Source organism: Novosphingobium sp. SG751A, assembly GCF_013149295.1.
Classification (GTDB): Bacteria; Pseudomonadota; Alphaproteobacteria; order Sphingomonadales; family Sphingomonadaceae; genus Novosphingobium.
In genome coordinates, this window is sequence record NZ_JABGCB010000008.1 from 209,171 (window position 1) to 231,155 (window position 21,985).

Below are 21,985 nucleotides of genomic sequence, written 5' to 3' on the forward strand. Positions count from 1 at the left end.
GCCTCAAGCCGTCGCCAGCAGGAGGGCCGGGGGCGTTCCGCCCTGCCGAACCCAGTCATAGAGACGGATGATCTGACGGGCCTTGCGCTCCCACGTAAACAATTGCGCCACCCTTTCGGCGGCGGCATTGCCCAACCGGTCGAGCATCGCCGGATCGGCCAGCGCCCTTTCCATGGCCGCGCGAAAGCCTGTCATCAGGTCATGCTGGCCGGAAAATGGGACGCGTATGCCGGTTTCGTCATTCATCAGTTCGACCGGGCCGCCATAATCGGCCACAATCGGGGCCACCCCCAGCGCCATCGCTTCGAGCACCACGCCGCCGCCGAATTCACGGATGCTGGGGCAGGCAAGGAAGTCGCATTCGACCAGCAGCGACTGAATCTCTCGATGTTCGACCTGACCATGCAGCGTCACGGCATCCTCCAGATCCAGCGTCCTGACCAGTTCCGATATCCAGCCGCGATCCGGCCCGTCGCCGATAATGTCGAGATGCAGATCGCCCCGCCGCAGCATCCAATAGGCCGCCTCGATCAGGACATCGGCGCATTTGTAGGGCACCAGCCGTCCAATGAAGACACCCCGCAAGGGCGCTCTGGCGCGTCTGGTCCGGCGCATGTTAAATCGGGTGGGGTCGATGCCATTTTCGGGCAGATGGAAACTGCGCGCGCGCGCGTCAGAGGGCAATTCGGACAGGGTATGGAGCGATCCGGCGAGAATGGCGGCGGCATGGCGCCGCGTGGCCGTATAACCGGGCAGCCATTTGTAAACGCCGCGCAGGGCAGACAGTCCCTCGCGTTCGCGCATCATCCGGGCGGCAAATCCGGCGGGCCATGGCAGCCCGCCATTCCACGGCCCCACCACCAGCGGCACGCCCGTGCGCCGCAGCCGCCCCGCCAGCCATGACGGCGTGGTCGGGCTCATCGGGGTCAGGCGGTGGACGATGTCATACTCGCCCGCCTCTATCGCCTGGCCAAAGCGCTTCCATACCGCCCTTTCAAAGGCATAGCAGCCGATGGGGGCCAGCGCCTGATAGATGGTCCAGCCGCGGTTGTCGCTGGCGCCCAGACTGCGCGCGACGCGAAAGATGGCGCGCACCACCGCCTCGGTGTCGATGACGGTGAAATCGCGCCCCTCCTGCCAGCCCAGCGCGGTGATCGCATCGCGGTTGCGAATATGGGTGACCAGATGGACATCGGCTTGCCGCGAGAGGGCCTGTGCGATGCACCAGCCGATCAAGGGCACGCTGACCATATCGGGATTGGCGATTTCGGCCAGCAGCAAGACCTTGTGTTTTGCGCTTTTTGACGGTGGCTGTGATAGATTTTGCCCGGTCATTTCAACCACCATAATCAAGGGACCTGTCAGGGTCGGGTTGGCTGGCTATACCGGCCGGGCGGGGCTTCATCCGCGATCATGCCCTGCCCGGTCGGTTCTTGTGCCATGGGTGGCCAGCATAGGGGCGCGGCCCGCAACATCCGATCATGGCCATTGGGAGGGGAAAATTGCGTGGGGAAAATTCCGGCAAGACAAGCCGCCGTCATAAAAAGCGGCCTGTGCCGCAGGGCCATGGCGCTGGCCATGATCCTGTGTGCGGGGGCATGCTGCAAGGCGGAGAAAAGTGCAGCGTCTCCGGGGCGCATGGCGATGGGCACCAATCTGGACGGTCTGGCCTATTGGAGCAGTGCCATGCCCACGCTGGACCTGATGAAATCGGCGGGCGTCTGGTTGCCCCAGGCGCCGGGCGTTTACGACACGGGCGAGGCGGTTCGGCTCGATGGCGATGGCTGGCCTCTCGCTTTCGGGCCATCGGGGGATCACCGCTATCGATGGCTGGTGGTCAATGTCCTGCATGACAATCCCGCCGCGCTGCCCGGCGCGCGCTATGCCATCCTCTATGATGGAGGCGCGCCTCTTACGGTGCTGGATGTGGATGGCGCGCGGGTCTTGTTGCGCGGGGCGGGGCGGATTGATGCGATGGCGGGGGGCAAGGGCAACCTCTATCTGCGTCTGGACCCTGGCGCGGCGGGTGAGGATCGCGTCCGCAATATCCGTGTGGTGCGTGAAGAGGAATTGCCACTCTATCGGGCCGGACAGACCTTCTCGCCCGAATTTGTCGCGCGGATCGCGCCGTTTCGGGTGCTGCGCTTCATGGACTGGATGCGCACCAATGCGGTCTTTGCCCCCGATGGCGCGGGACGGCCCCAGAGCGAGGAGGTCATCGACCATGCGCCTTTGCTCGACTGGGCCGACCGGCCGGTGCCGACGGCAATGCATTGGGGCGATGGGGGGCGGGGCATGCCGGTCGAGGCGATGGTGCAACTGGCCAATCGCACCGGCGCCCAGCCGTGGTTCAACATGCCCATCAACGCCAGCGACGATTATATTCGCGGCTTTGCCACCTATGTGCGCGCCCATTTGCGGCCCGATCTGAAACTGCATGTAGAATTGTCGAACGAGGTGTGGAACGCGATCTTTCCCCAGTCGCGCTATGCCCGAGCGCAGGCCCGGATCGCCTTTGGCCCGGATGGTGAGGGGCAGGAATGGTATGGCATGCGCGCCGCGCAGGTGGGGATCGTCTGGAAACAGGTGTTTGGCCAATCCTTGCTGCACACAGATGAACCGGGCCGGGTGGCCATGGTGCTGGGGGCGCAGTTCGACTGGCGCGGGCCTGAAACGCTGGCGCTGGAAACCCGGCATTGGCGCGATGGCGATGGACATCCGTTGCGCGCGGCCGATTATGTCGATGAATATGCGATCACCGGCTATTACGATGGGACGATGAACACCGACGCGGCGGTTCCCACCGTCAAAGACTGGTGGAAGGATGCCGATGGCGGATATGGCCGCGCTCTGGATGCGCTGCGCACGCGGATCGCAACGTTCAACACGCCGCTCTATCGCTATCACGGCGCGCAGGCGCGGGCTTATGGGCTGCGGCTGGTGACGTATGAGAGCGGGTTTGGCGAATCCACCCCGCCATCGCAGCATGACAATCCCGCCTACACTGATTTCCTGACAAAATTACAGCGCAGGCCCGAAATCACCGCGCTTGAAACCAGCAACTATAGGGCGTTTGCCGAGGCAGGGGGGAGCTTGTTCATGAATTTCGGCATCATCGGCGCCTCCAGCAAATGGGGCAGCTGGTCGGCGCTGGAATCGGTGCATCAGACAAGTTCGCCGCGCTATGCCGCATTGATGGCATGGCTGGGCGCACAGCCTATTGCCGCAGACGCCATTCGCGCAGGATCGCAAAAATCAGCGGCCCCTCGACCAGATAGCGTCGCCACAGCCGCAGCGGGTCGCTGAGCAGGCGGAACAGCCATTCCATGCCGAGGCGCTGGACGATGGCGGGCGCGCGCCGTTGCGCCTGCGTCAGGAACAGCAGGCTGGCCCCCACGCACAGGCCAACGCCGCTTGCCCTGCCCGTGCGGGCGATGCGATAGGCCAGTATTTCCTGCTGGGGCGATCCGACCGCAAGGAACGTATAGCGCGCCTGTGCGGCAATGGCGAAATCGACCGCGTCCTGTGTGGCGGCTGCGTCTTGGATGAAACCCATCGGTGGATTGTGATGCAACAGGCGGGTCAGGCCAAACAGGCGGCGCAGGCTCTCGACCATGGCCGGGCTGCCGCCGATGACGGTGATGGCATCGTCGGGGCGGATGATCCGGCGAAACATCGCAACGGTCAGATCGCTGCCCGGCACGACGGGCAGGCGCAATCCGACCCTGCGCGCCAATCGCCCCAAAATGCGGCTGTCGCAAAGGGTAAGCCAGGCAAGGCGATACATCGGCCACAGATCGGACCGGTCATGTTGCAGGCGCACGACATGATCGACATTGGGCGTGACGATATAGGCAAAGCTGGCCAAAGGCGCGCGTCCTTCGACATCGCGCAAGACATCATCCTGATCGTGCGGGGCAAAATTCAGGTCGATGAATTGGGATGTCTGATCCTGTTCGTTTTCTTTCATGGAATTACCCCTGTTTTCCGGAAAACATAGGGTTTTGTTGCGATTTGTATTTCCTGTGTTCTGTCAGGGTGGTCCTGCCATGGCATTTTGCGCCACGGCATTTTGCCTCTCGTATTTTCCACATGGTGAATATTGGGACCACTCTTGCACGACTGACGCGGCATCCGGCTTGATCGTAGTGTGCCCCTTCAGAAACGGGGATTGACCATATGCGCGTCATGCGATCTGGAATGCCGACTTTGGGAACTGTGGTCTGTCTTGCCGCAGCGCTATGGGGCGGCGCGGGCCATCTGGCCGCACAGACCATCGCAGAGGCCATGGACAGTCCGACCCAGGGCGTTGACCCGGAGTATCACGTCAATCCGGGCGATGATCTCGACGTTCTGGTATGGGGCGAGGACCGACTGCAACGCATGGTGCGGGTGTTGCCCGACGGCACATTCACCTTTCCTCTGGCGGGGCAGATCGTTGCCGCCCATCGCACCGTGCGCGAGATTTCCGCCCAGATCCGCACCAATATCGCCCCCAATTATCGTCAGGCCCCGCCCGATGTCACCGTGGCGGTGCATGAGCCGGCGGGCATGCGATTTTACGTGATGGGCAAGGTGCGTACGCCGGGTGGTTTTTCTTCGGGCCGCGCGGTCAATGTCGTTCAGGCGTTGAGCATGGCGGGGGGGCTGGCCGATTTTGCCGATGTGAAACACGCCATCATCCTGCGCCAGACCGCACAGGGGCAGATCGTCGAGCAACTGCGTCTGTCGGACGTGCTGAGGGGCGCGCGCAGGAGCGCGCCGGGGCAATTGCCCGCGCCTTTGCCGGTCCTGGGGGTCGGCGATGTTCTTGTCGTTCCTTGATGCCCGGAGCAACCGGCAGGCGGGCACCCATGGCCCTTGGCTGCTGCTCGCGGCTCCCGCCTTTTGCGCCATGTCCGCTCAGTGCCAGACCCAGCCAAGGCTGGCGGTGGACATGTCGGTTGTGACATCGCCCGATCCCTTTCTGCTTTCCGGCAATAATGTTGGGGCGATGATGGCGCAGGTTTCGGTTTCGCCCGGTGTGAAAATGACCTCACCGCGCGGGTCGACACTGGACGTGGGCGGCACGATCACCGACCGCCGTTATAACCGGCTTTACGGCAATTACGTGCTGGGCGAGGCCCGTATGGCGGGGCGCTATCGTGACAGCGATTTTCTTTCCATCGGCGCGGCGGCCGGGTTTGAGCGCTCTTTGGCGATCGACATACTTTCGGCCAGCGCCGATGTGGCCAGCGACCCGCGCGGCATCCGCAACGACTGGTATGCGCAGGCGGATGCCGCATGGCGCCCCGACCCATACAGCCTGATTGCGCCCGAGATCCGCTATGAACGGATCGCCTATGCCGACAGTCCGATGTTGCGCAATGCCGATGTGCTGACGATGGGCGTGGCCTATGCCCGCCGGACCGATCCGCTGACCAGCCTTGGCCTGCGGCTGCGCGATACGGTCAATGCGCAGGCGGGGCTGGGCTCCATCAACAGCGCGGCCATCTATGCCACGCTCAAGCGCCAGTTGGGCCAGCATTCCAGTCTTATTGCCGAACTGGGCGCCGAGAGGACGGGCGGGGGGGGGCAGTCGGCCGGCACGCTGCTGGCGGGCAGGGTCGATCTGTGCCGCGAGGATAAAGAAAAATCGCGTCGATTGACCGGATGCCTGACCGCCACACTCAATTCGCAGATCAGCGGTTTTGGCGGGCTGCGGCGCGATGCCACGGTGATCCTGTCCCTGCGTCAGCCCATGGGCGAGCATTTCGTGCTGCGCGCCAACAGCGAATATCGCCGCTCGGCCCGGATCGGCCCCGCCCTGTCACAGGCACCATCGGGCATCGGGCAGGACGGCGCCACCGATGCCATGCGCCATACGCTGATGCTCGACTGGGCGGTGGATCGCCATGTCACGCTGAGCGGGACCATCCAGTATCTGCAGCGCCAGCTTGTTTCCGGACAGAGGATTGGCGCGGCCTTTTTCGGCATTCAACTGCATTATCAACTGGGGGCACACCCATGAACGAAGATATGCCGCAAATGGTCAGGGTCATTGGACCGGGTGAGATCTATGCGATCCTGTTTCGGCGGCGGTGGTGGCTGGTGCTGCCGGCGCTGGCCGGGGTGGCGCTGGCGTCGGCGCTAGGTTGGTTGATGACGCCGACCTATCGGTCTTCTGCCACACTGTTGATCCAATCCTCTCAGGTTCTGACCAGCTTCGCGCCGCCCCGTTCGACCAATGATGCCACCGAGCGCGTGGCCAGGATCCGGCAACAGATAGTCAGTCGGGCCAATCTGACCAAGCTGATCGTGGATGCGGACCTGTATGAAAACCAGAGGCGCAAGTTGCCGTTTGACGATGTGCTGGCCTTGATGCGCAAGGCCGTCGTTGTCGATCTGGTCAGCGCCAGCGGCCCGCAACGCCAGTCCGGCGTCAATGACACCATCGCCTTTGAATTGTCCTATACCTATTCCAACGCGGCCACGGCCCATGACATCACCGAAAAGCTGGTTGCCATGTTCATGGCCGAGGACAAGCGCCTGTCGACCGAGCAGGCAATCGGGGCGGCCGGTTTTCTGGCGCGCCGGGTCGATGAATTGCGCAGCCAGATGGTCGATCTGGAAGGCAAACGCCGGATGATAGAAAGCCGTTATGCCGGCGCCTTGCCCAATCAGGTGGCGCTCAGCACGCAAGCGGGATCTGCCCTGCGCGCCGAAGTGTCCCGGCTGGACGCGGAAACGCAAGGGTTGATGCAGCAAAACAGCCTGCTGGCCGCGCGCAGCGTGGAAATCGCCTCGGCGCCGCGGCCCGAATATGACGGTCTGCGCCGGGCCGAGGAGCGCCTGGCCCAACTGGGCGCGACCTATTCCGACACCCATCCTGATGTGATTGCCGCCCGGGCCGCCGTTGTTCGTCAACGCCAGGCCGCAAAGGCCGCGATGCCTCTCATGCCGGGCGGCGGGGCGGTTGCCGCCGAAATCGCCGCAGGCCGCTCGCGCATCGCCACGCTGGGCGCGCGGCGCGGCGAACTGGTCGGTTCGATTGCGCAGATGGAGCGGATGACCGCGCTGGCGCCGCAAGCGTCCTATGAACTCAACAATCTGGAACGCGATTACGACAATCTGAAGCGTCAGTATCAGGATGTGCGCGACAAGCAGATGGAAGCCCAGATCGCCGCCAATCTTCAGGCCGAAGACAAGGGCGAGCGCTTTTCCGTCGTTAATGCGGCCAGCCTCCCCAACGCGCCAATTCGCCCAAGGCGGGTGCAAATGGCCATGTGGGGCCTGTTTGGCGGGCTGACGCTCGGGCTGATCGGGGTGATGCTCTGGGAATTTACGGTTGGCCCGATCCACGGCGAGAACGCGGTTTCCCGTCTGATGGGCGCGGCGCCTTTGGCGGTGATTCCCATGCTGAAATCCGGCCCCAATGCAGCTTTGCCGGCGCGCGCTGGACGATGGCCCGCGCGACTGGCGCTCTGGCGCCTGCGGGCTGCCACGACATTTAACAAGGCGAGGGCGAACTGATGATCATGATGACGCATAGTGCCGCCTCTGCGGCCATGGATATGGCGGAGCCTGCGGCAGGGGGGCCGGCAGAGGTTGCGCTTGACCGCAACCTGCTGCTGGCCAATGGCATCTTCGGGCTGGAAGACGCCGACAGGCGCGCTCGCAGCTTCATTCTGCTGCGCTCGCAGATCATGAGCGGTTTCTATGCCGATGGCGGGCGCGTGCTGGCCGTCACCTCGACGCAGGCGGGCAATGGCAAAAGCTTTGTCGCCGCCAATCTGGCCTGCGCGCTCAGCCTGATCCATCCCACCGTGCTGATCGATCTGGATCTGCGGCGACCCACCATTGGCGAGCGTTTTGGCCTTACGGTAAAGACTGGCGTCGATGATTATTTGTCCGAACGGTGCGAGTGGCCGGACGTGGGGCAGAAGGTCGCCGGGCTGAATCTGAAGCTCTATCCGGTGCGTGCCCGGTGCCTGCAATCGTCCAGCCTGCTGGCATCCGACCGTTTGGCGGGTGCGATGCAGGCGGTCCGCGCCGCCCCTGATCAGCCGATCTGCATTATCGACACGCCGCCCGCCCTGATCCTGGACGACATCATGCTGATCTCGCGCCATGCCGCCGGTATCATGCTGGTGCTTGAAGAGGGGCGCACGACCGAGCGCGATGTGATCGAGGTGCGGCGCCTGCTCAGTTCGACGCGGGTGATTGGCGCGGTGCTGAACCGTTCGATGACGGGTCAGCATACCGGCTATGACTACGGCTATTACGATGTTGGGCGATAGGCGGGGCGACCATGGTCCTTGTTTTCACCACGCAATAGCCTGTCTCTTCGCGTGGTTATCGTAGGTTTATAACGCATGTTCTGATGCAATCGCCGCCGCGTGAAACCGTGTCGGCCCTCATGACGGATGGATATGGACGGATGACACCCAGCCAATGGCCTGCTTCGCTTCTGCCCCATAGCCCGCATCCCGCGCCCCGGCTGGCCCGGGTGTCGGGTGAGCCGCCAACCCCGGTGACCCAGCCCTTCATGCCGCCGCTGGCCGAATATCTGCCCTATCTGGAAGTGATCTGGGCCAATCGCTGGCTGACCAATTCGGGGCCTTTGCATCAACAGCTCGAAGCCGCGCTTGAGGCGCATCTGGGGGTTTCGCATCTCTCGCTGGTGTCCAACGGCACCACGGCCTTGTGGCTTGCATTGCAAGCGCTGAAAATCGGCGGAGAGGTGATCACCACACCCTTTTCCTTTGTGGCCACGGCCCATGCCTTGCGGCTGGTGGGGGCAACGCCGGTGTTTGTTGATATTGACGAGCATGACTGCAACCTCTCGCCCGCGGCCATCGAACCGGCGTTGACCGAGCGGACCAGCGCCATTCTGCCGGTCCATTGTTTTGGCCACCCCTGCGATGTGACCGCCATCGGTCAGGTTGCCGACATTTATGACCTCAAGGTCATCTATGATGCGGCTCATGCCTTTGGCGTGCAGGTCGTCGGACAGAGCGTGCTGAGCCATGGTGATCTTTCGACCCTGAGTTTTCATGCCACCAAGGTCTTTAACACGGTGGAAGGCGGCGCGATCATTTCGCCCGACGCACGCACCAAGGCCCGGATCGACCGGCTGCGCAATTTCGGCTTTGTCGATGACATGACGATGGCCAGTCCGTCGATCAACGGCAAGCTCAACGAATTTCAGGCCGGTTTTGGCTTGCTGCAACTGGGCTATATGGACCGCATTCTGGCGCGCCGGGCGCAGATCAGCGCGCGCTATCATGCGGCCTTGGGCGATGTGGCGGGCATTGTGTCTTTTCGCATGGATGATGCGGTCCGGCCCAACCATTCCTATTTCCCGGTTCTCGTCACACAGGATTATCCGATGGATGCCGATGCGCTGTGTGCGCGGCTGCATGCCGCCGGGATCATGGCGCGGCGCTATTTTCACCCGCTGATCTGCGACATGCCCGGCTACCGCGACCTGCCTTCCGCGCGCCAGCCTTTGCCCGTGGCGCGCCGCATCGCCCGCCAGATCCTTTGCCTGCCGATCCATCCCAACCTCAGCGACGATCTGGTCGACCGCGCCATCGGCATTCTGGCCGATGTTTGATCGGGCGCTGCAAAAGAGCCAAAGGTGGCTGGGCGATGCCTCGGCGCGCATGGCGTTGCGATGCGCCAATATGGGCGTGGTCAACCGCCGCCTGATGCGTTCGCATGACAGGGCGCTGTCACGGCATCGTAACAAGCTGCCTGAACTGGCGGGCCTTGATCTGAAGATCGTCGAGGGCCTGCGCCGCGACGGGATGTACAAGACATCGCTGGCCGAACTGGGCGTTCCGGGCTGGCAGGAACTGCTGCGGGAAGGGCAGGCGCTGGGCGCGACTTTTGCCGATGATGCGCGGCGACAGTCGGCTCAAGGCACCGATTACACGATGGTTTCGCCCGATGCGGTGGCGGCCCATCCCAACCTGTTCGCATGGGGCCTGCACGACAGGCTGCTGGATATTGTGGAGGCCTATCTGGGCGTTGGGGTCGCTTATGACGGGGTGACGCTGATGTACACGGTGGCAGGTGCCCCGGTCGAAGGGCCGCGTCGATGGCATCTGGACTGGGAGGATCGCCGCACGGTCAAGGTGGCGGTCTATTGCAATGATGTTTCGGGCGATGGCGGCCCGTTCCAGATGATCCGGCGCAAGGATCCGGTTCAGGGCGGGGCTGGCGGCTATCACTATCTGCTGGCCGACGATGCCCTGCTGGGCGCGCGTCTGGGGGCTGGGTATGAGGATGATCTGGTCAGTTGCGAGGGACCGGCGGGCACGGTTCTGTTTTGTGAGACGGCCCAATATTTCCATCGCGGCAAGCCCGCGCTCAAGGCCGACCGCGTCGCCTTCTTCTTCAGCTATTTTGCCCGGCGGCCGCGCCATCCCTTCTTTTGCGAAAGATCAGGGTTAAGCCGCAGCCAGATAGCCGGACTGGCCCGGTCGCTGAACCCGCGCCAGCGGGCCAGCGCCCTGTGGCGTCATGGACTGCCCTTGTTGCTGCGACTGATACCGCCTGCCGGGCTGTGATTGGGGGCTGATTGGGCCAGAGGGCGCGGGCAGCTTTATCTTACGTCAGAGCCTCTTGCCACGGCCGCTTCGATGGATCTGATGAATTGATCGCCATATTGGTTGGTTGAGACATGATCCTGATCATGCTCACCCAGATCGTGGCCAGTGCCGAAGGTATCTTTGAGCCTGGCGAATATATGCGGGTCGCCCTCGGCTAGGTGCCGGATCAGGGCTTGCAAAATACGCTCGTGGGCCAGCACACGGCGTTCCAGATCGGTGGCTTCTATTGGCATAAGGGCTCCTTGATGATGGCTGTATCGAAGGGAATGGCTCCGGCTTTGCGTGGCGCCTGTCGCAGGATCTCGCCATGGACCGCCGCGTATCCCTCAGTACTGTCGCCGGCCAGATCGAGGGGTTTGGCTCCCAGCGAGGCATTATGCGCATTCAGAAAAGCGATTGCATGATCCCTGTTGCCGAAATGCATATAGGCAAGGTTGGCAATCAGGCTTTGCCGTTCCAGATACTGGGGGGTAAGTGGCGAGGCTCCTTTCAACCGGTGCGCGTTGCCACGATAGGGCATATAGGCGGATTTGCCGGTGGTGGTCATGGCTTGCTCCCTTGGAAAGAGGGGCGGGCCGGGGGGTATGGGGTGCTGTCCATTTCGGGTCCATGTGATGTGACGCAAATTTTCTGCGTAGTTTCCGAGGCGTGAAGCCGGCAGGCAAGGTCCCTATAAGGAACATGTCGGGTCATGCCGCGATCGCCGCGTGCCCCCCCCGCTGGCCAGCGACGCGGTGTGATCCGGCACCTAGCCGGAGCGCCTGAAGCTGGTGGAACCCACCTGCGCGCTGACGTTCCGAAAGGCATGTGCATAGCGCCGCGCCGTATTGGCCCATGTGGTCGGGCGGCTGGCGCCATAGGCCCGGCGGGCCAGAGCCATGCGCGCGGCATCGTTCCCCAACAGATCGGCCACGCCACGCCCCAGCGCAACCGTGTCGTCAAACGGCACCAGAAGCCCTGAACCATCGGCCAGCAATTCCGCGGCATGCCAATAGGGCGTTGAAACCACCGGACGACCGATGCCATGCGAAAGAGCCAGCGCCCCCGAGGTCATCTGTGCTTCGTGCAGATAGGGCGTGACATAGACATCGCACATGCCGATATGGTCCAGCATTGCGCACTGGTCGAAGAAGCGGTTGAGAAACGCCACATTTTCTTCAATCCCCAAATCCCGGACCAGCGCCATCAGGGATTCCCGATAGGCATCACGGCCTGTTGTCAACTGGTGCGGATGAGTGGCTCCCATCACCACATAGATCGCATCGGGAACAGCGGTCAGAACCGCAGGCATTGCCTTGATCATGGTCTCCACACCCTTGCCGGGGCCGATCAGGCCAGAGGTCAGGATCACCCGCCGTCCGCTATAGCCCAGCCGCGCCTTTGCCACGGCCGGCAGTGTCCATTCGACATCGGGAATGCCATGCGGGATCACCGCGATCCGTTCGGGATCGGCGTCATAATGCTCGACCAGCATGTCGCGGCCCTTGCCGACCATCACCACCACACAGGCGGCCATATCCAGCAGGCGCGCCATGACCAGCCGTTGTGCTGGCGTGGGGCGGTCAAGCACGGTGTGGAGCGTGACCACCAGCGGCATATCAAGCCGTTCGACAAGATCGAGAATATAGCCACCCGCTTCGCCGCCGAATATGCCGAACTCGTGCTGGAGGCAAGCGACATCGAACCGCTTGTCATTGATGAATTCGGCCGCTGCGTGATAATCTTCGCGCCGGTTCTGGCGCACGATCTGGCAAACCTTGCGCGGATAGAGATAGTCCTGCCCCGGATCGCTCATCGCCACGATCGCGGTTTCCCGGACCTGTGGCATTACGTGCAGAGCCTGTTCGAGATCAGTCGTAAAGGTGGCCAGGCCGCATTGGCGCGGCAGCGCATTGCCGATCAGCGCCACACGCAGGCCGCGCGGCACCTGGGTGTTCCAATCCGTCCCGCCGCGGGGCTCGGGCGACCAGGGCAGGGCGGAGGGCAAGATCCCTTCCGATTGTCGTAATGGGGCCGAAATTCCGGCAGGCATTATTCCGGTCATGCCAGTCTCTCTCTCGCTGGTGGTGAAAAGCAGGAGGATAGATTGAGGAGACCCGCGCGATAGTCTCGGAATCTACGCGCACGGATCACATGCCGGGTCTGCGTAGTTTCCGAGGCTTGTCCTTTGCCATCGTTGCGTCTGAACAAGACCATGCCGAAGGCAGCGCTTATTTTGCCGACGGCGACATTATGTTTGCAAGGATAAGGGGATGCACGTGTTAGTGTCCCATATGACGGCTACCTTCGATCAGCCTGTGTCGGCCGCACCGACCATTGTTGCCATTGGCGCTTCGGCGGGCGGGCTGGAGGCGGTGTCGCGCCTGTTTGCCGTATTGCCCGCGCATACGGGCATGGTTTTCATCGTCGTGCAGCATCTTGAGCCCAGCCATAAGAGCCTGATGGCCGAATTGCTGACCCGCCATACCACGATGCCGGTGGCCGAAGCCACCGAGGGCGCCTTGCTGTTGCCCGATACTATCACCGTTATTCCGCCGGGACGCGATATGACCTTGCGCGGGGGTGCTCTGCATCTCTCGGTTCCGCGTGCGCATCATGGCGTGCGTTTGCCCTTTGACACGCTGCTCATCTCGCTGGCGCAGGTTTGCGGCTCGCGCACGATCGCCATCGTCCTGTCGGGAACCGGCGAGGATGGCAGTCTGGGGCTGATCGCGCTCAAGGCAGCGGGGGGCCATATCATTGTCCAGCAGCCCGACGAGGCCGATTACGATGGCATGGCCCGCAGCGCGGTTGCAACAGGGCAGGTTGACCTTGTGCTGCCGCTGACCGCGATGCCCGATGCGCTGGCCCGGATTGCGTCCGGGCCGGCCGCACCGGCGATGATGACCGCCACCCCCGGCGAGGCGCCCGAAGAGATCTCCGGCGGGACCATTGGCGACATCATCCTTTATCTGGGCGCAACCACATCGCATGATTTCCGGGGGTATAAAGCCGGCACCATCGGGCGGAGGATCGCACGGCGCATGTCGCTGCTCAGTCTGCCGCGCGGGGATTATGCCGCCTATCTTGCGCTGTTGCGCCAGCAGCCGCCCGAGCGGGATCTGCTGGCGCGTGACATGCTCATCAATGTCACGGATTTTTTCCGCGATCCTAAAGTGTTCGACCACCTCGCCAAAGAGATCCTGCCCGATCTGATCGCGCATTTGCCGGCGGGGCGGCCCCTGCGCATCTGGGTCGCGGGGTGCAGCACGGGCGAGGAAGCCTATACTCTGGCCATGCTGACCAGCGAGGCGCTGGCCGAAGCGAAGAGCAGCGCGAAGTTGCAGATCTTCGCCTCCGATGTCGATCCCGAAGCCATCGCCTTTGCCCGTGACGGCGTCTATCCTGCGGCCAGCGCGCAGAGCATCCCGCCAGACCTGCTGGCGCGCTATTTCAGCCGCGATGATTATGGCTATCGCGTCAGTGCCAATCTGCGTGCGCAGGTGGTGTTTTCGGTACAGGATGTGCTGAGCGATCCCCCATTTTCGCGGATGGATATGGTATCCTGCCGCAATGTACTGATCTATCTGGACGCCGCCGCGCAGGGACGGGTGATATCGCTGTTCCATTTCGCTCTGCGCGAAGGCGGCATCCTCCTGCTGGGGGCCTCGGAAACCATCGGCAAGACCGGCGGCCGTTTCGATCTGGTGGCCAAGGCCGAGCGCATTTATCGCCATACCGTGCCAAGCCGTCCGGGCGAGGTGGGCTTTCCTTTCAGCTTTGGCGAGGGCCTGCCGCGCCTTCCATTGCCCGACAGGGTCAGCACGCTCAACCGCCAGACCAGCCTTGCCGACCTGTGCGCCCGCGCGGTGCTGGACGGTTTCGCGCCTGCCGCCGTGCTGGTGAACCGGGCAAGGCAGTGTCTTTATTCGATGGGCCGGGTCGAGCGGTTTTTGCGTCTGACGCCGGGCTATTTCAGCCTCGATCTGCTGTCGATGGCGCCGCCTGCGCTGCGTGGCAAATTGCGTCTGGCGCTGGAACAGGCCCATGCCGGACAGCGTCATATCCGTGGCGGTCTGACCCGGATGCAGGGCGAGGAAGGGCCGGTTTCGTTCCGCTTCGAAGTGCGCTTTCTGGGCGGCGCCGAAGAAGAGCTGTGGCTGGTCGTGTTTCTGGAGGAAGCCGCCCGTTCAGGCCCGGCCGCCGATACCGAGCCAGGGACCGACAACCCCCATGTCCATGCCCGCATCGCAGAACTCGAGCGCGATCTGGCCGCGGCGCAGACAGACCTGCAAATCGCGCTGGCGGCCCAGGAAGTGGTCCATCAGGAGCAAAAGGCGATCAATGAGGAGGCGCTCTCAGTCAACGAGGAGTTCCAGTCCACCAATGAGGAATTGCTGACCTCCAAGGAGGAATTGCAATCCCTCAACGAGGAACTGACCGCGCTCAACAGCCAGCTTCAGGAAACGCTCGACCGCCAGCGCCTGACCTCTGACGATCTCCAGAATGTGCTTTATTCCACCGACATCGGCACGTTGTTCCTTGATAAGGCACTGTGCATCCGTTTCTTCACACCCGCGATCCGAACGCTGTTTTCTGTCATTGCGGGTGATGTGGGCCGCCCGTTGCAGGATCTTCAGCCGCTGGTCCCCGATGCCGATCTGCTGGCGGACGCGCAAAAGGTGGTGGCTGACGAGGTTTCCTTTGAACGCGAAGTGGCCGGGCGGGAGGGGGAATGGTTCCTGCGCCGCATATTTCCCTATCGCGCGCGCGATGGCCGGGTCGAAGGGGTCGTCATCACCTTTGCCGACATTTCCGAACGCAAGGCCACCGCCAGCGCGCTTGAGGCGGCCAAGCTGGAGGCTGAACGCGCCAATATCGCCAAATCGCGCTTTCTGGCCGCTGCCAGCCACGATCTGCGCCAGCCGCTGCAATCGCTCACCCTGCTCAAAACCCTGTTGCTTCAGACCGTCACAGGCGAGCGGGCCAGAGAGCTTCTGACCCGCTTTGCCCAGACATTGGGCGCGATGTCTGGGATGCTCGACACGCTGCTCGACATCAACCAGATCGAGGCCGGCGCGGTCGAAGCCCATTTGCAGACCTTTTCCATCGACGAGGTGCTCGACCGGCTGCGCGATGAATTTACCGCTCTGGCGCAGGCGGGCGGCCTTTGCCTGCATATCGCGCCCTGTTCGGCGCTGGTTCGTTCCGACCCGCATCTGCTGGAACAGATGATCCGCAACCTGCTGGGCAACGCGATCAAATATACCCGCCATGGCCGCATCCTGCTGGGTTGCCGCCGCCGCGGGGAAAAATTGATGGTCGAGGTGTGGGATAGCGGGATCGGCATTGCGGCCGACCAGCTAAAGACCATCTTTGAAGAGTTTCACCAGATCGGCCATGCGCCGGAAGATGGCAGCCGGGGGCTGGGGCTTGGCCTGTCGATCGTGCAAAGGCTGGGCCATCTGTTGGGCCATGGGGTCCGCGTGCGCTCCGTTCCGGGCAAGGGTTCGGTCTTTACCATAGAATTGCCTCATCACGGCGCGCCTGCGGCCGACCGGATGCCCCCTGTGCCATCGACGCCGCGAGCCAGCCCCGTACTTCGCCATTCCTATCGCATTCTGGTGGTGGAGGATGAGCCCGATGTTCTGGATCTGCTCCACCAATTGCTGGCGGGGCATGGTTATGTCGTGCGCAGTGCAATCAATGCGCAGAGCGCGCTGGAGCAGGTGGACGATGGCGGGTTTTGCCCCGATATCCTGCTTACCGACTATAATCTTCCGCATGGGGCCAACGGGCTTGATCTGTTTGTTGCAATGCGCGCCAAGCTTGGGCGCGCATTGCCGGCCATCATACTGTCCGGCGATATTTCTACCGATACGCTGGCCCGTATTGCCAGCGGCGATTGCGTCCAGCTGAGCAAGCCGGTCAATGCCGACGCACTGATCGAGGCGATTGAACGGATCGGGCGCCAATTACCCACCTTGCCTGTCGCGACGAAGGAAGCGGACGCGGTTATTTCGGTCATCGATGATGACGCCCAGATCCTGTGCGCCATCCGCGAGCTTTTGGAGAGGGCAGGTCACAAAGTGGCCACCTATGACAGCGCCGAGGCATTTCTCTCGGCCTATCGCCCCGGCCAGGAAGGCTGCATTCTGGCCGATGTGCATCTGGCAGGGATCAGCGGGGTTGATCTGCTGGATCACCTGCGCATGGGCGGCGATGATGTGCCGCTCATGCTGATTACGGGCAGCGGCGATATCGGGCTGGCCGTCGAGGCCATGCGGATGGGGGCATGCGATTTTATTGAGAAACCTGTGGCCAGCGATGCGTTGATGGCCAGCATCGCGCGCGCATTGGCTCAGTCCCATGATCTACGGGTGATCGATGCTTTTCATGAAAGCGCCGCAGGGCTTGTGGCGGGGCTGACCTTGCGCCAGCGCGAGGTGATGAAAATGGTGCTGGCCGGACATCCCAGCAAGAATATCGCCTGCGATTTGGGCATCAGCCGGCGTACGGTGGAAAACCACCGCGCGGCGGTGATGCGGCGGATGAAGGTTCAGTCGCTGCCCGAACTGGCGCGACTGGTGATGGTGGCCGAACGCGAGGTCTGATTATCGCGGTTCGGCGTTGGGGCTGACAGATCGCGGGTCAGGCTCCCTTTCGGCTCAGCGTGGCAAAGCTTGTATCTCCGCCGGCGCAACGCTGAAACATGGTCTCATCGTCGGGGCCGGCTATGGTTTGGGCGATGACCCGGCGCCCGCGGGCCATCCGGCTCTTGATCGTGCCCGGAGCGCACCCGCATTGAACAGCCGCTTCTTTATAACTGAGCCCTTCGATGCCGACCATCATCAGCACTTGGCGCTGGCCGCTTGACAGATGATCGATGGCTTTCATCGCATCGTCCAGCAGCAGCGCGTCTTCCTGCGCAGGTTGGATAGTCAGCACGTGTTCGGCCAGTTCGGGATCCCAACTCGCGCTCCATTTCCCATGGCGCAGCGAGGTGTAAAAGCAGTTTCGCAGTATCACGCAGACCCATGCCCGCAAATCGGTGTTCTGGATGAAGGTCGCTCGTGCGGCCCAAGCGCGCATGATGGCTTCCTGCGTCAGATCATCGGCCAGAGCCCGCTGGCCGCACAGGCGATGAGCAAAACGGCGCAGCATCGGGACCAGCAAGGCGATCTGATCGCCAAACTGCCGGTCAAGGCTTGCCGCGTCAGTTCGCGTAACCGGGCTACTGACCCGCGCGGTCATCGTCTTGCCCGCTCTGGTGTTGAAAATCCGGCAAAATGCAGACTTTCACTGGTCGCTTTGATGCTCTCGCCCATTGTCCATTCCTTGTGACAGGCACGTACTCGCGTCTGCGGGTCTCGTCCTGTGTTTCTGAACGGCTCAAGGCGATTGGGGCAGCTTCGGAATCTACCTGCCGGCCATTATGTTTTGCCTGCACTGGGTATTTTCCGATGCTCGCGCTGCCGCTTTCGTGCGCCTAGCCTGTCGATCAACGGCCGCCCCTTTTTGGGCTGACCTGCCGGGATCCTCATCCGGATTCGACATCGTTCACGCGCGTCCCCGTTGCGATCGTGAACAGGAGATATCTCATGAACACCCCTTTCAACCTGACCCGCCGGTTTGGTTTTGCCTTCCTGCTTTGCGCCGGAATGCTCTCATCCTCCGCCATGGCGGGCGATCAGACCAATGCTGCAGCCGCCATTGCCGTGGCGCGCGGCAAGATTGCCGCAGGCGACAAGGTTGGCGCCAACAGCCGCGCGCCCGAATTGCAGGAACAGGCGAGGGCGGCGCTGATAGAGGCGCAGCAATTGCTGGACAATCACCACAAGAAGGAAGCGCAGGCCGCCGCTGTCCATGCCGGTGAACTGGCCGATCAGGCGCTGGTGAGCAGCGACAATCGCCGCGAGCAGGCCGAGCAGACTCGCCGCCTTGATGCGCAAGACGCCACCATCAGCGCCCAGCAATCGGCGGCCAGCGCCAATATGCGCGCCAATTCCGCCGAAGCTATGGGCAATGCGGCCAATATACGCGCCGATGCGGCGACACAGGAGGCGGTTTCGGCCAATGCCCGCACCGATGCCTTGCGCGCGATGCCGTCCCCTCAAACGGCTTCGATGACGACAACGGTGGAGCAGGATGAAACCGCCATGCCTCCGGCGCCTTTGCGGCACCGCGCCGTACGCAAGCCTGCGCGCAAGGCGGCCCCCATCCATCACGGAAAGACCGTTACCGTGGTGACCACAAGCCAGCATTGATGCGCTTTTCGCCTCTCGATTTCAGGAAGGTTGTCAAACCATGAAGCTCTTTTCCCGCCCGGCTCTTGCCGGTTTCGCAACGGCCGCGCTTGCGGCGATGGCGCTGGCCAGTCTGGCCGGCTCTTCCGCAAAGGCCCGCACCGCCCTGCAGATCACCCAGCAAGGCAAGGATACGCTGCGCCTGCTCGAAGCGCAGGATCCGCGCGCTCGTGGGCTTTCCCGCCGCGCCCGCGCCGTGCTGGTGTTCCCATCGATCATGAAGGGCGGTTTCATCTTTGGCGCGCAATCGGGCAATGGGGTGCTGCTGGCCCATGGCAAGACGCGGGGCTATTACAACCTCTCGGGCGGGTCATGGGGCCTTCAGGCGGGCGTTCAGGATTTCAGCTATGTGCTGTTTTTGATGAATGACCGCGCCCTGTCCAATGTGGAAAGCAACAGCGGTTTTTCGGCAGGCACCGGCCCCAGCGTGGTGGTCATCAACAAAAGCGCCCAAGCGGCGGTCGATACATCGATGATCGACCATGATGTCTATGCATTTCCCTTTAACGGCAAGGGATTGATGGCGGATCTGACGCTTCAGGGCACCAAGATTTCGCAAATCCATCCCAAGTGATCCTCTCAAGACAGAATGGGAAATTTCATGAAACGTCTTTTCATCGGCGCGTTGCTCGCGTCTGGCGTCCTGACCGGCGCCGTCCATGCCTCCGACAGCGGCCCCTATATTACCATCGAAGGCGGCGCGGTTAAGAACGAGCGCGCCGATTTTCGCAGCACCACCAGCAATTTCGAACATTCCGATCATTTCAAAACCGGCTGGGAGGCGGGTGGTGCGCTGGGCTATGACTTTGGCCATTTCCGGGTCGAGGCCGAGGGGTTCTATCACGCGGCCAATCTCAAATGGCAAAACCGTCCCACCGGCAGCCCTTTGCCCAATGGCACCTTTGGCCCGTCCGATGGTTTGAGCGGCCGCAGCAACAGTACGGCGGTGATGGCCAATGGACTGGTGGGGCTTGGTCATTGGGGAGGGGTCAAGCTCTATGCTGGCGCGGGCATCGGTTATGCAGACACATTCGTGCGTGACGCTCTGCCCGGTGGCGGCCTGATCTCAGGTCATGCCAAGGGACTGGCCTGGCAGGCGCTGGGCGGGCTGACCATGCCGGTCACGCGCAATATCGATCTGGGGGTGAAATACCGCTACTTCCGCCCCGATGGTGGCGAAAACTTCAATTTCTCGGGCGGCGGTGTCCGGCATGGTTCGCTGCGCAGCCATTCGCTGCTGGCCACGCTGACGGTCAATTTCGGCCGTGCGGCAGCCGCGCCCGAAACTGCGCCTGAACCCGTTGCCGCGCCTCCTCCGCCGCCCGAAGCACCGCCTCCGCCTCCTCCTCCTCCGCCACCGGCCCCGATCGCGGCCGTTTGTAACGGGGGGCCGTATATCCTGTTCTTCGACTGGAACCGCTCGGACATCAGTTCTGAGGCTGCCGGCATTCTCGACAGCGCCATCCAGGCCTATGGCAATTGCGGCAGCGTCGGCATCATGCTGGCCGGTTACACCGACAGTTCGGGCACGCCGCAATACAATATGGGCCTTGCCCAGCGCCGCGATGAGGCCGTCGAAAGTTATTTGACCGGCCATGGCATAGGGGCGGGGAAGATCTCGGCGCGCGCCTTTGGTGAAGCAAACCAGCGGGTGGCCACCGCCGACGGTGTGCGCGAATTGCAGAACCGCCGTGTGGAAATCACTTATGGCCCCGGTTCGGGCAAATGACCAACTGGGGGCGGGAGGATTCTGTCGATCAGACGCCGCCCGCCCTCGCATTTACGGAATGGAATTTCCCATGCCCCCATCCACTCAACCTGCCCAGACCTTTCTCAGCGATGTGAGCAGCCTGCGTGAGCGAACCCGCCAGCATATCGCGACCGGCGGGATGAGCCAGACCTATGATGGCGATGTCGAGGCCGCGATCGATATTCTTCAGGCGGTTCTGGCCACCGAGATCGTCTGCTTCCTGCGCTATACCCAACATTCGATCGTGGCCAGAGGCATCGCCGGAGAGGCAGTAAAGGCCGAATTTGCGGCCCATGCGCAAGAGGAGCAGGCTCATGTCATGCTGGTGGCGCAACGGATATGTCAGTTGGGCGGGATACCGGATTTCGATCCCAAGAACCTGCTCTCTCGATCCGCATCGAGTTATGCGACTGCGATGGATCTGGTGGACATGATCACCGAAAATCTTGTCGCTGAAAGGGTTGCGGTTGCGCATTACCGCGAACTGGCCCGCTATTTTTCCGACACCGATCCCACCACCAGGCGGATGATCGAACAGATTCTGGCGGCCGAGGAAGAGCATGCCAGCGATATGGCCGATCTGCTGGTCAGGCAGAACGGGTGATGTCACAAGGCAGCCCCATCCTCGCCGCCCATCCTGATGCCGCCGCCATCGCCCGGCACGAGAGCGCCCTGTCGCGTTGGGACAATGAAGGCGGCGCGATTGCCCGACCGGCCATTCGCCTGCCTGCCGATATACCCGAATTGACCAATGCCGAACTGGTGCATCTGCGGATACGGGTCATAGCGCTGGAAAACCTGCTGATCGCCATGCTTGCATGCGCGCCTGATGGACAACTCGGGCTGGCCCGTGCCATGGCCGCCCATATCGCCCCGCGCCCCGGTTCAACCCATCATCCTCTGACCGAACATGCCGCCCAGCGGATGAGGGATCTGCTGGTACGCGCGCGGCATTACACCGACACAGATATTCCCTAAAGAAGCAGGTGCGCCCCACCATATTTTGCGGGCGCACAATGCGCTCGAATGTCGCCTCATGGACCAACCCCGTCAAGGCGCGCTGCGTAAAGCCGTTGTTTTCCGCACTGAGCCATTCAATCGAGCGCAAGACATTCGCCTCGATCAGCGGTTTATAGATATTAAGCTCCCATTTTCCCTGTATGTCCCCCAATTCCACGGCGCCATGATTGGCGATCACCTGTGCGGGCAACTGTAGAGCCGATGTGGCGCGCGCAGTTGCGGGGGGCTTGCACTTGGATCTGCCGGGGCTCCGCATCGAACCGTATGCCCGACGAAGCGGCAAGTCCACCGGTCGGTTACGCGGCACGGCCGCGCGCAGACAATGTGCATGG

At 62.6% G+C, this 21,985-nt stretch carries 19 protein-coding genes; 13 read left to right on the forward strand and 6 right to left on the reverse strand.

The features are described 5' to 3' along the window. Nucleotides 1-3: 3 nt before the first annotated feature. Nucleotides 4-1,281: a glycosyltransferase family 4 protein gene (locus tag FHW96_RS12915; RefSeq protein WP_216650882.1), complete on the reverse strand. Its 1,278-nt coding sequence runs from the start codon at nt 1,279-1,281 to the stop codon at nt 4-6. Between the two features lie 357 nt (nt 1,282-1,638). On the opposite strand from FHW96_RS12915, the gene FHW96_RS12920 reads away from it, so the two are divergent. After that, a complete protein-coding gene (locus FHW96_RS12920; RefSeq protein WP_172340982.1) occupies nt 1,639-3,306 on the forward strand; it encodes a hypothetical protein in 1,668 nt (555 codons plus the stop codon). Here the strand turns inward: FHW96_RS12920 and FHW96_RS12925 are convergent. Beyond that, nucleotides 3,218-3,970, reverse strand: coding sequence for a WecB/TagA/CpsF family glycosyltransferase (locus FHW96_RS12925; protein WP_172340983.1), 753 nt, complete (start codon nt 3,968-3,970; stop codon nt 3,218-3,220). The genes FHW96_RS12920 and FHW96_RS12925 overlap by 89 nt on opposite strands. 218 nt (nt 3,971-4,188) lie before the next feature. Here FHW96_RS12925 and FHW96_RS12930 point away from each other — a divergent pair, with 218 nt between their 5' ends. The 6 genes from FHW96_RS12930 (at nt 4,189) to FHW96_RS12955 (ending at nt 10,556) form a co-directional block, all read left to right on the forward strand. Continuing rightward, a complete protein-coding gene (locus FHW96_RS12930; protein WP_253950922.1) occupies nt 4,189-4,824 on the forward strand; it encodes a polysaccharide biosynthesis/export family protein in 636 nt (211 codons plus the stop codon). Continuing rightward, complete coding sequence (locus tag FHW96_RS12935; RefSeq protein ID WP_172340985.1) at nt 4,805-6,010, forward strand: hypothetical protein; 1,206 nt, start codon at nt 4,805-4,807, stop codon at nt 6,008-6,010. The genes FHW96_RS12930 and FHW96_RS12935 overlap by 20 nt, the downstream gene beginning before the upstream one ends. Beyond that, nucleotides 6,007-7,512: a Wzz/FepE/Etk N-terminal domain-containing protein gene (locus FHW96_RS12940; protein ID WP_172340986.1), complete on the forward strand. Its 1,506-nt coding sequence runs from the start codon at nt 6,007-6,009 to the stop codon at nt 7,510-7,512. The genes FHW96_RS12935 and FHW96_RS12940 overlap by 4 nt, the downstream gene beginning before the upstream one ends. Further along, the gene (locus FHW96_RS12945) at nt 7,512-8,279 is read left to right on the forward strand and encodes a CpsD/CapB family tyrosine-protein kinase (RefSeq protein WP_172340987.1); all 768 of its coding nucleotides are present in this window, start codon (nt 7,512-7,514) and stop codon (nt 8,277-8,279) included. Before FHW96_RS12940 ends, FHW96_RS12945 begins: the two co-directional genes overlap by 1 nt. Nucleotides 8,280-8,398: 119 nt before the next feature. Further along, nucleotides 8,399-9,598 carry a DegT/DnrJ/EryC1/StrS aminotransferase family protein gene (locus FHW96_RS12950; protein ID WP_305849697.1) on the forward strand — a complete coding sequence of 400 codons (1,200 nt, stop codon included), beginning with the start codon at nt 8,399-8,401 and terminating at the stop codon, nt 9,596-9,598. Next, nucleotides 9,591-10,556, forward strand: coding sequence for a hypothetical protein (locus FHW96_RS12955; RefSeq protein ID WP_253950923.1), 966 nt, complete (start codon nt 9,591-9,593; stop codon nt 10,554-10,556). Before FHW96_RS12950 ends, FHW96_RS12955 begins: the two co-directional genes overlap by 8 nt. Before the next feature lie 35 nt (nt 10,557-10,591). Here the strand turns inward: FHW96_RS12955 and FHW96_RS12960 are convergent, their stop codons facing one another. The 3 genes from FHW96_RS12960 to FHW96_RS12970 all read right to left on the reverse strand — a co-directional run bounded on the left by FHW96_RS12960 (nt 10,592) and on the right by FHW96_RS12970 (nt 12,525). Next, nucleotides 10,592-10,831, reverse strand: coding sequence for a hypothetical protein (locus tag FHW96_RS12960; protein WP_172340988.1), 240 nt, complete (start codon nt 10,829-10,831; stop codon nt 10,592-10,594). Continuing rightward, nucleotides 10,822-11,145, reverse strand: coding sequence for a hypothetical protein (locus FHW96_RS12965; RefSeq protein ID WP_172340989.1), 324 nt, complete (start codon nt 11,143-11,145; stop codon nt 10,822-10,824). The genes FHW96_RS12960 and FHW96_RS12965 overlap by 10 nt, the downstream gene beginning before the upstream one ends. Nucleotides 11,146-11,346: 201 nt before the next feature. Further along, nucleotides 11,347-12,525, reverse strand: a complete 1,179-nt coding sequence (locus FHW96_RS12970; protein WP_371815709.1) for a glycosyltransferase family 4 protein — start codon at nt 12,523-12,525, stop codon at nt 11,347-11,349. A gap of 346 nt (nt 12,526-12,871) precedes the next feature. Between FHW96_RS12970 and FHW96_RS12975 the strand changes: the two genes are divergently transcribed. Further along, complete coding sequence (locus FHW96_RS12975; protein ID WP_172340990.1) at nt 12,872-17,191, forward strand: CheR family methyltransferase; 4,320 nt, start codon at nt 12,872-12,874, stop codon at nt 17,189-17,191. Nucleotides 17,192-17,228: 37 nt separating this feature from the next. Here the strand turns inward: FHW96_RS12975 and FHW96_RS12980 are convergent, their stop codons facing one another. Further along, nucleotides 17,229-17,831 (reverse strand): sigma-70 family RNA polymerase sigma factor, encoded by a 603-nt coding sequence (locus tag FHW96_RS12980; protein ID WP_172340991.1) that lies wholly within the window; start codon nt 17,829-17,831, stop codon nt 17,229-17,231. A gap of 347 nt (nt 17,832-18,178) precedes the next feature. Here FHW96_RS12980 and FHW96_RS12985 point away from each other — a divergent pair, with 347 nt between their 5' ends. The 5 genes from FHW96_RS12985 to FHW96_RS13005 all read left to right on the forward strand — a co-directional run bounded on the left by FHW96_RS12985 (nt 18,179) and on the right by FHW96_RS13005 (nt 21,611). Continuing rightward, nucleotides 18,179-18,844: a hypothetical protein gene (locus tag FHW96_RS12985; RefSeq protein ID WP_172340992.1), complete on the forward strand. Its 666-nt coding sequence runs from the start codon at nt 18,179-18,181 to the stop codon at nt 18,842-18,844. A 40-nt stretch (nt 18,845-18,884) separates the two neighbouring features. Then, nucleotides 18,885-19,457 (forward strand): YSC84-related protein, encoded by a 573-nt coding sequence (locus FHW96_RS12990; RefSeq protein WP_172340993.1) that lies wholly within the window; start codon nt 18,885-18,887, stop codon nt 19,455-19,457. 27 nt (nt 19,458-19,484) lie between these two features. After that, nucleotides 19,485-20,612, forward strand: coding sequence for an OmpA family protein (locus tag FHW96_RS12995; RefSeq protein WP_172340994.1), 1,128 nt, complete (start codon nt 19,485-19,487; stop codon nt 20,610-20,612). A 70-nt stretch (nt 20,613-20,682) separates the two neighbouring features. Continuing rightward, complete coding sequence (locus FHW96_RS13000; protein WP_172340995.1) at nt 20,683-21,237, forward strand: ferritin-like domain-containing protein; 555 nt, start codon at nt 20,683-20,685, stop codon at nt 21,235-21,237. Continuing rightward, nucleotides 21,237-21,611 carry a hypothetical protein gene (locus tag FHW96_RS13005; RefSeq protein WP_172340996.1) on the forward strand — a complete coding sequence of 125 codons (375 nt, stop codon included), beginning with the start codon at nt 21,237-21,239 and terminating at the stop codon, nt 21,609-21,611. Before FHW96_RS13000 ends, FHW96_RS13005 begins: the two co-directional genes overlap by 1 nt. Nucleotides 21,612-21,985 lie beyond the last annotated feature (374 nt).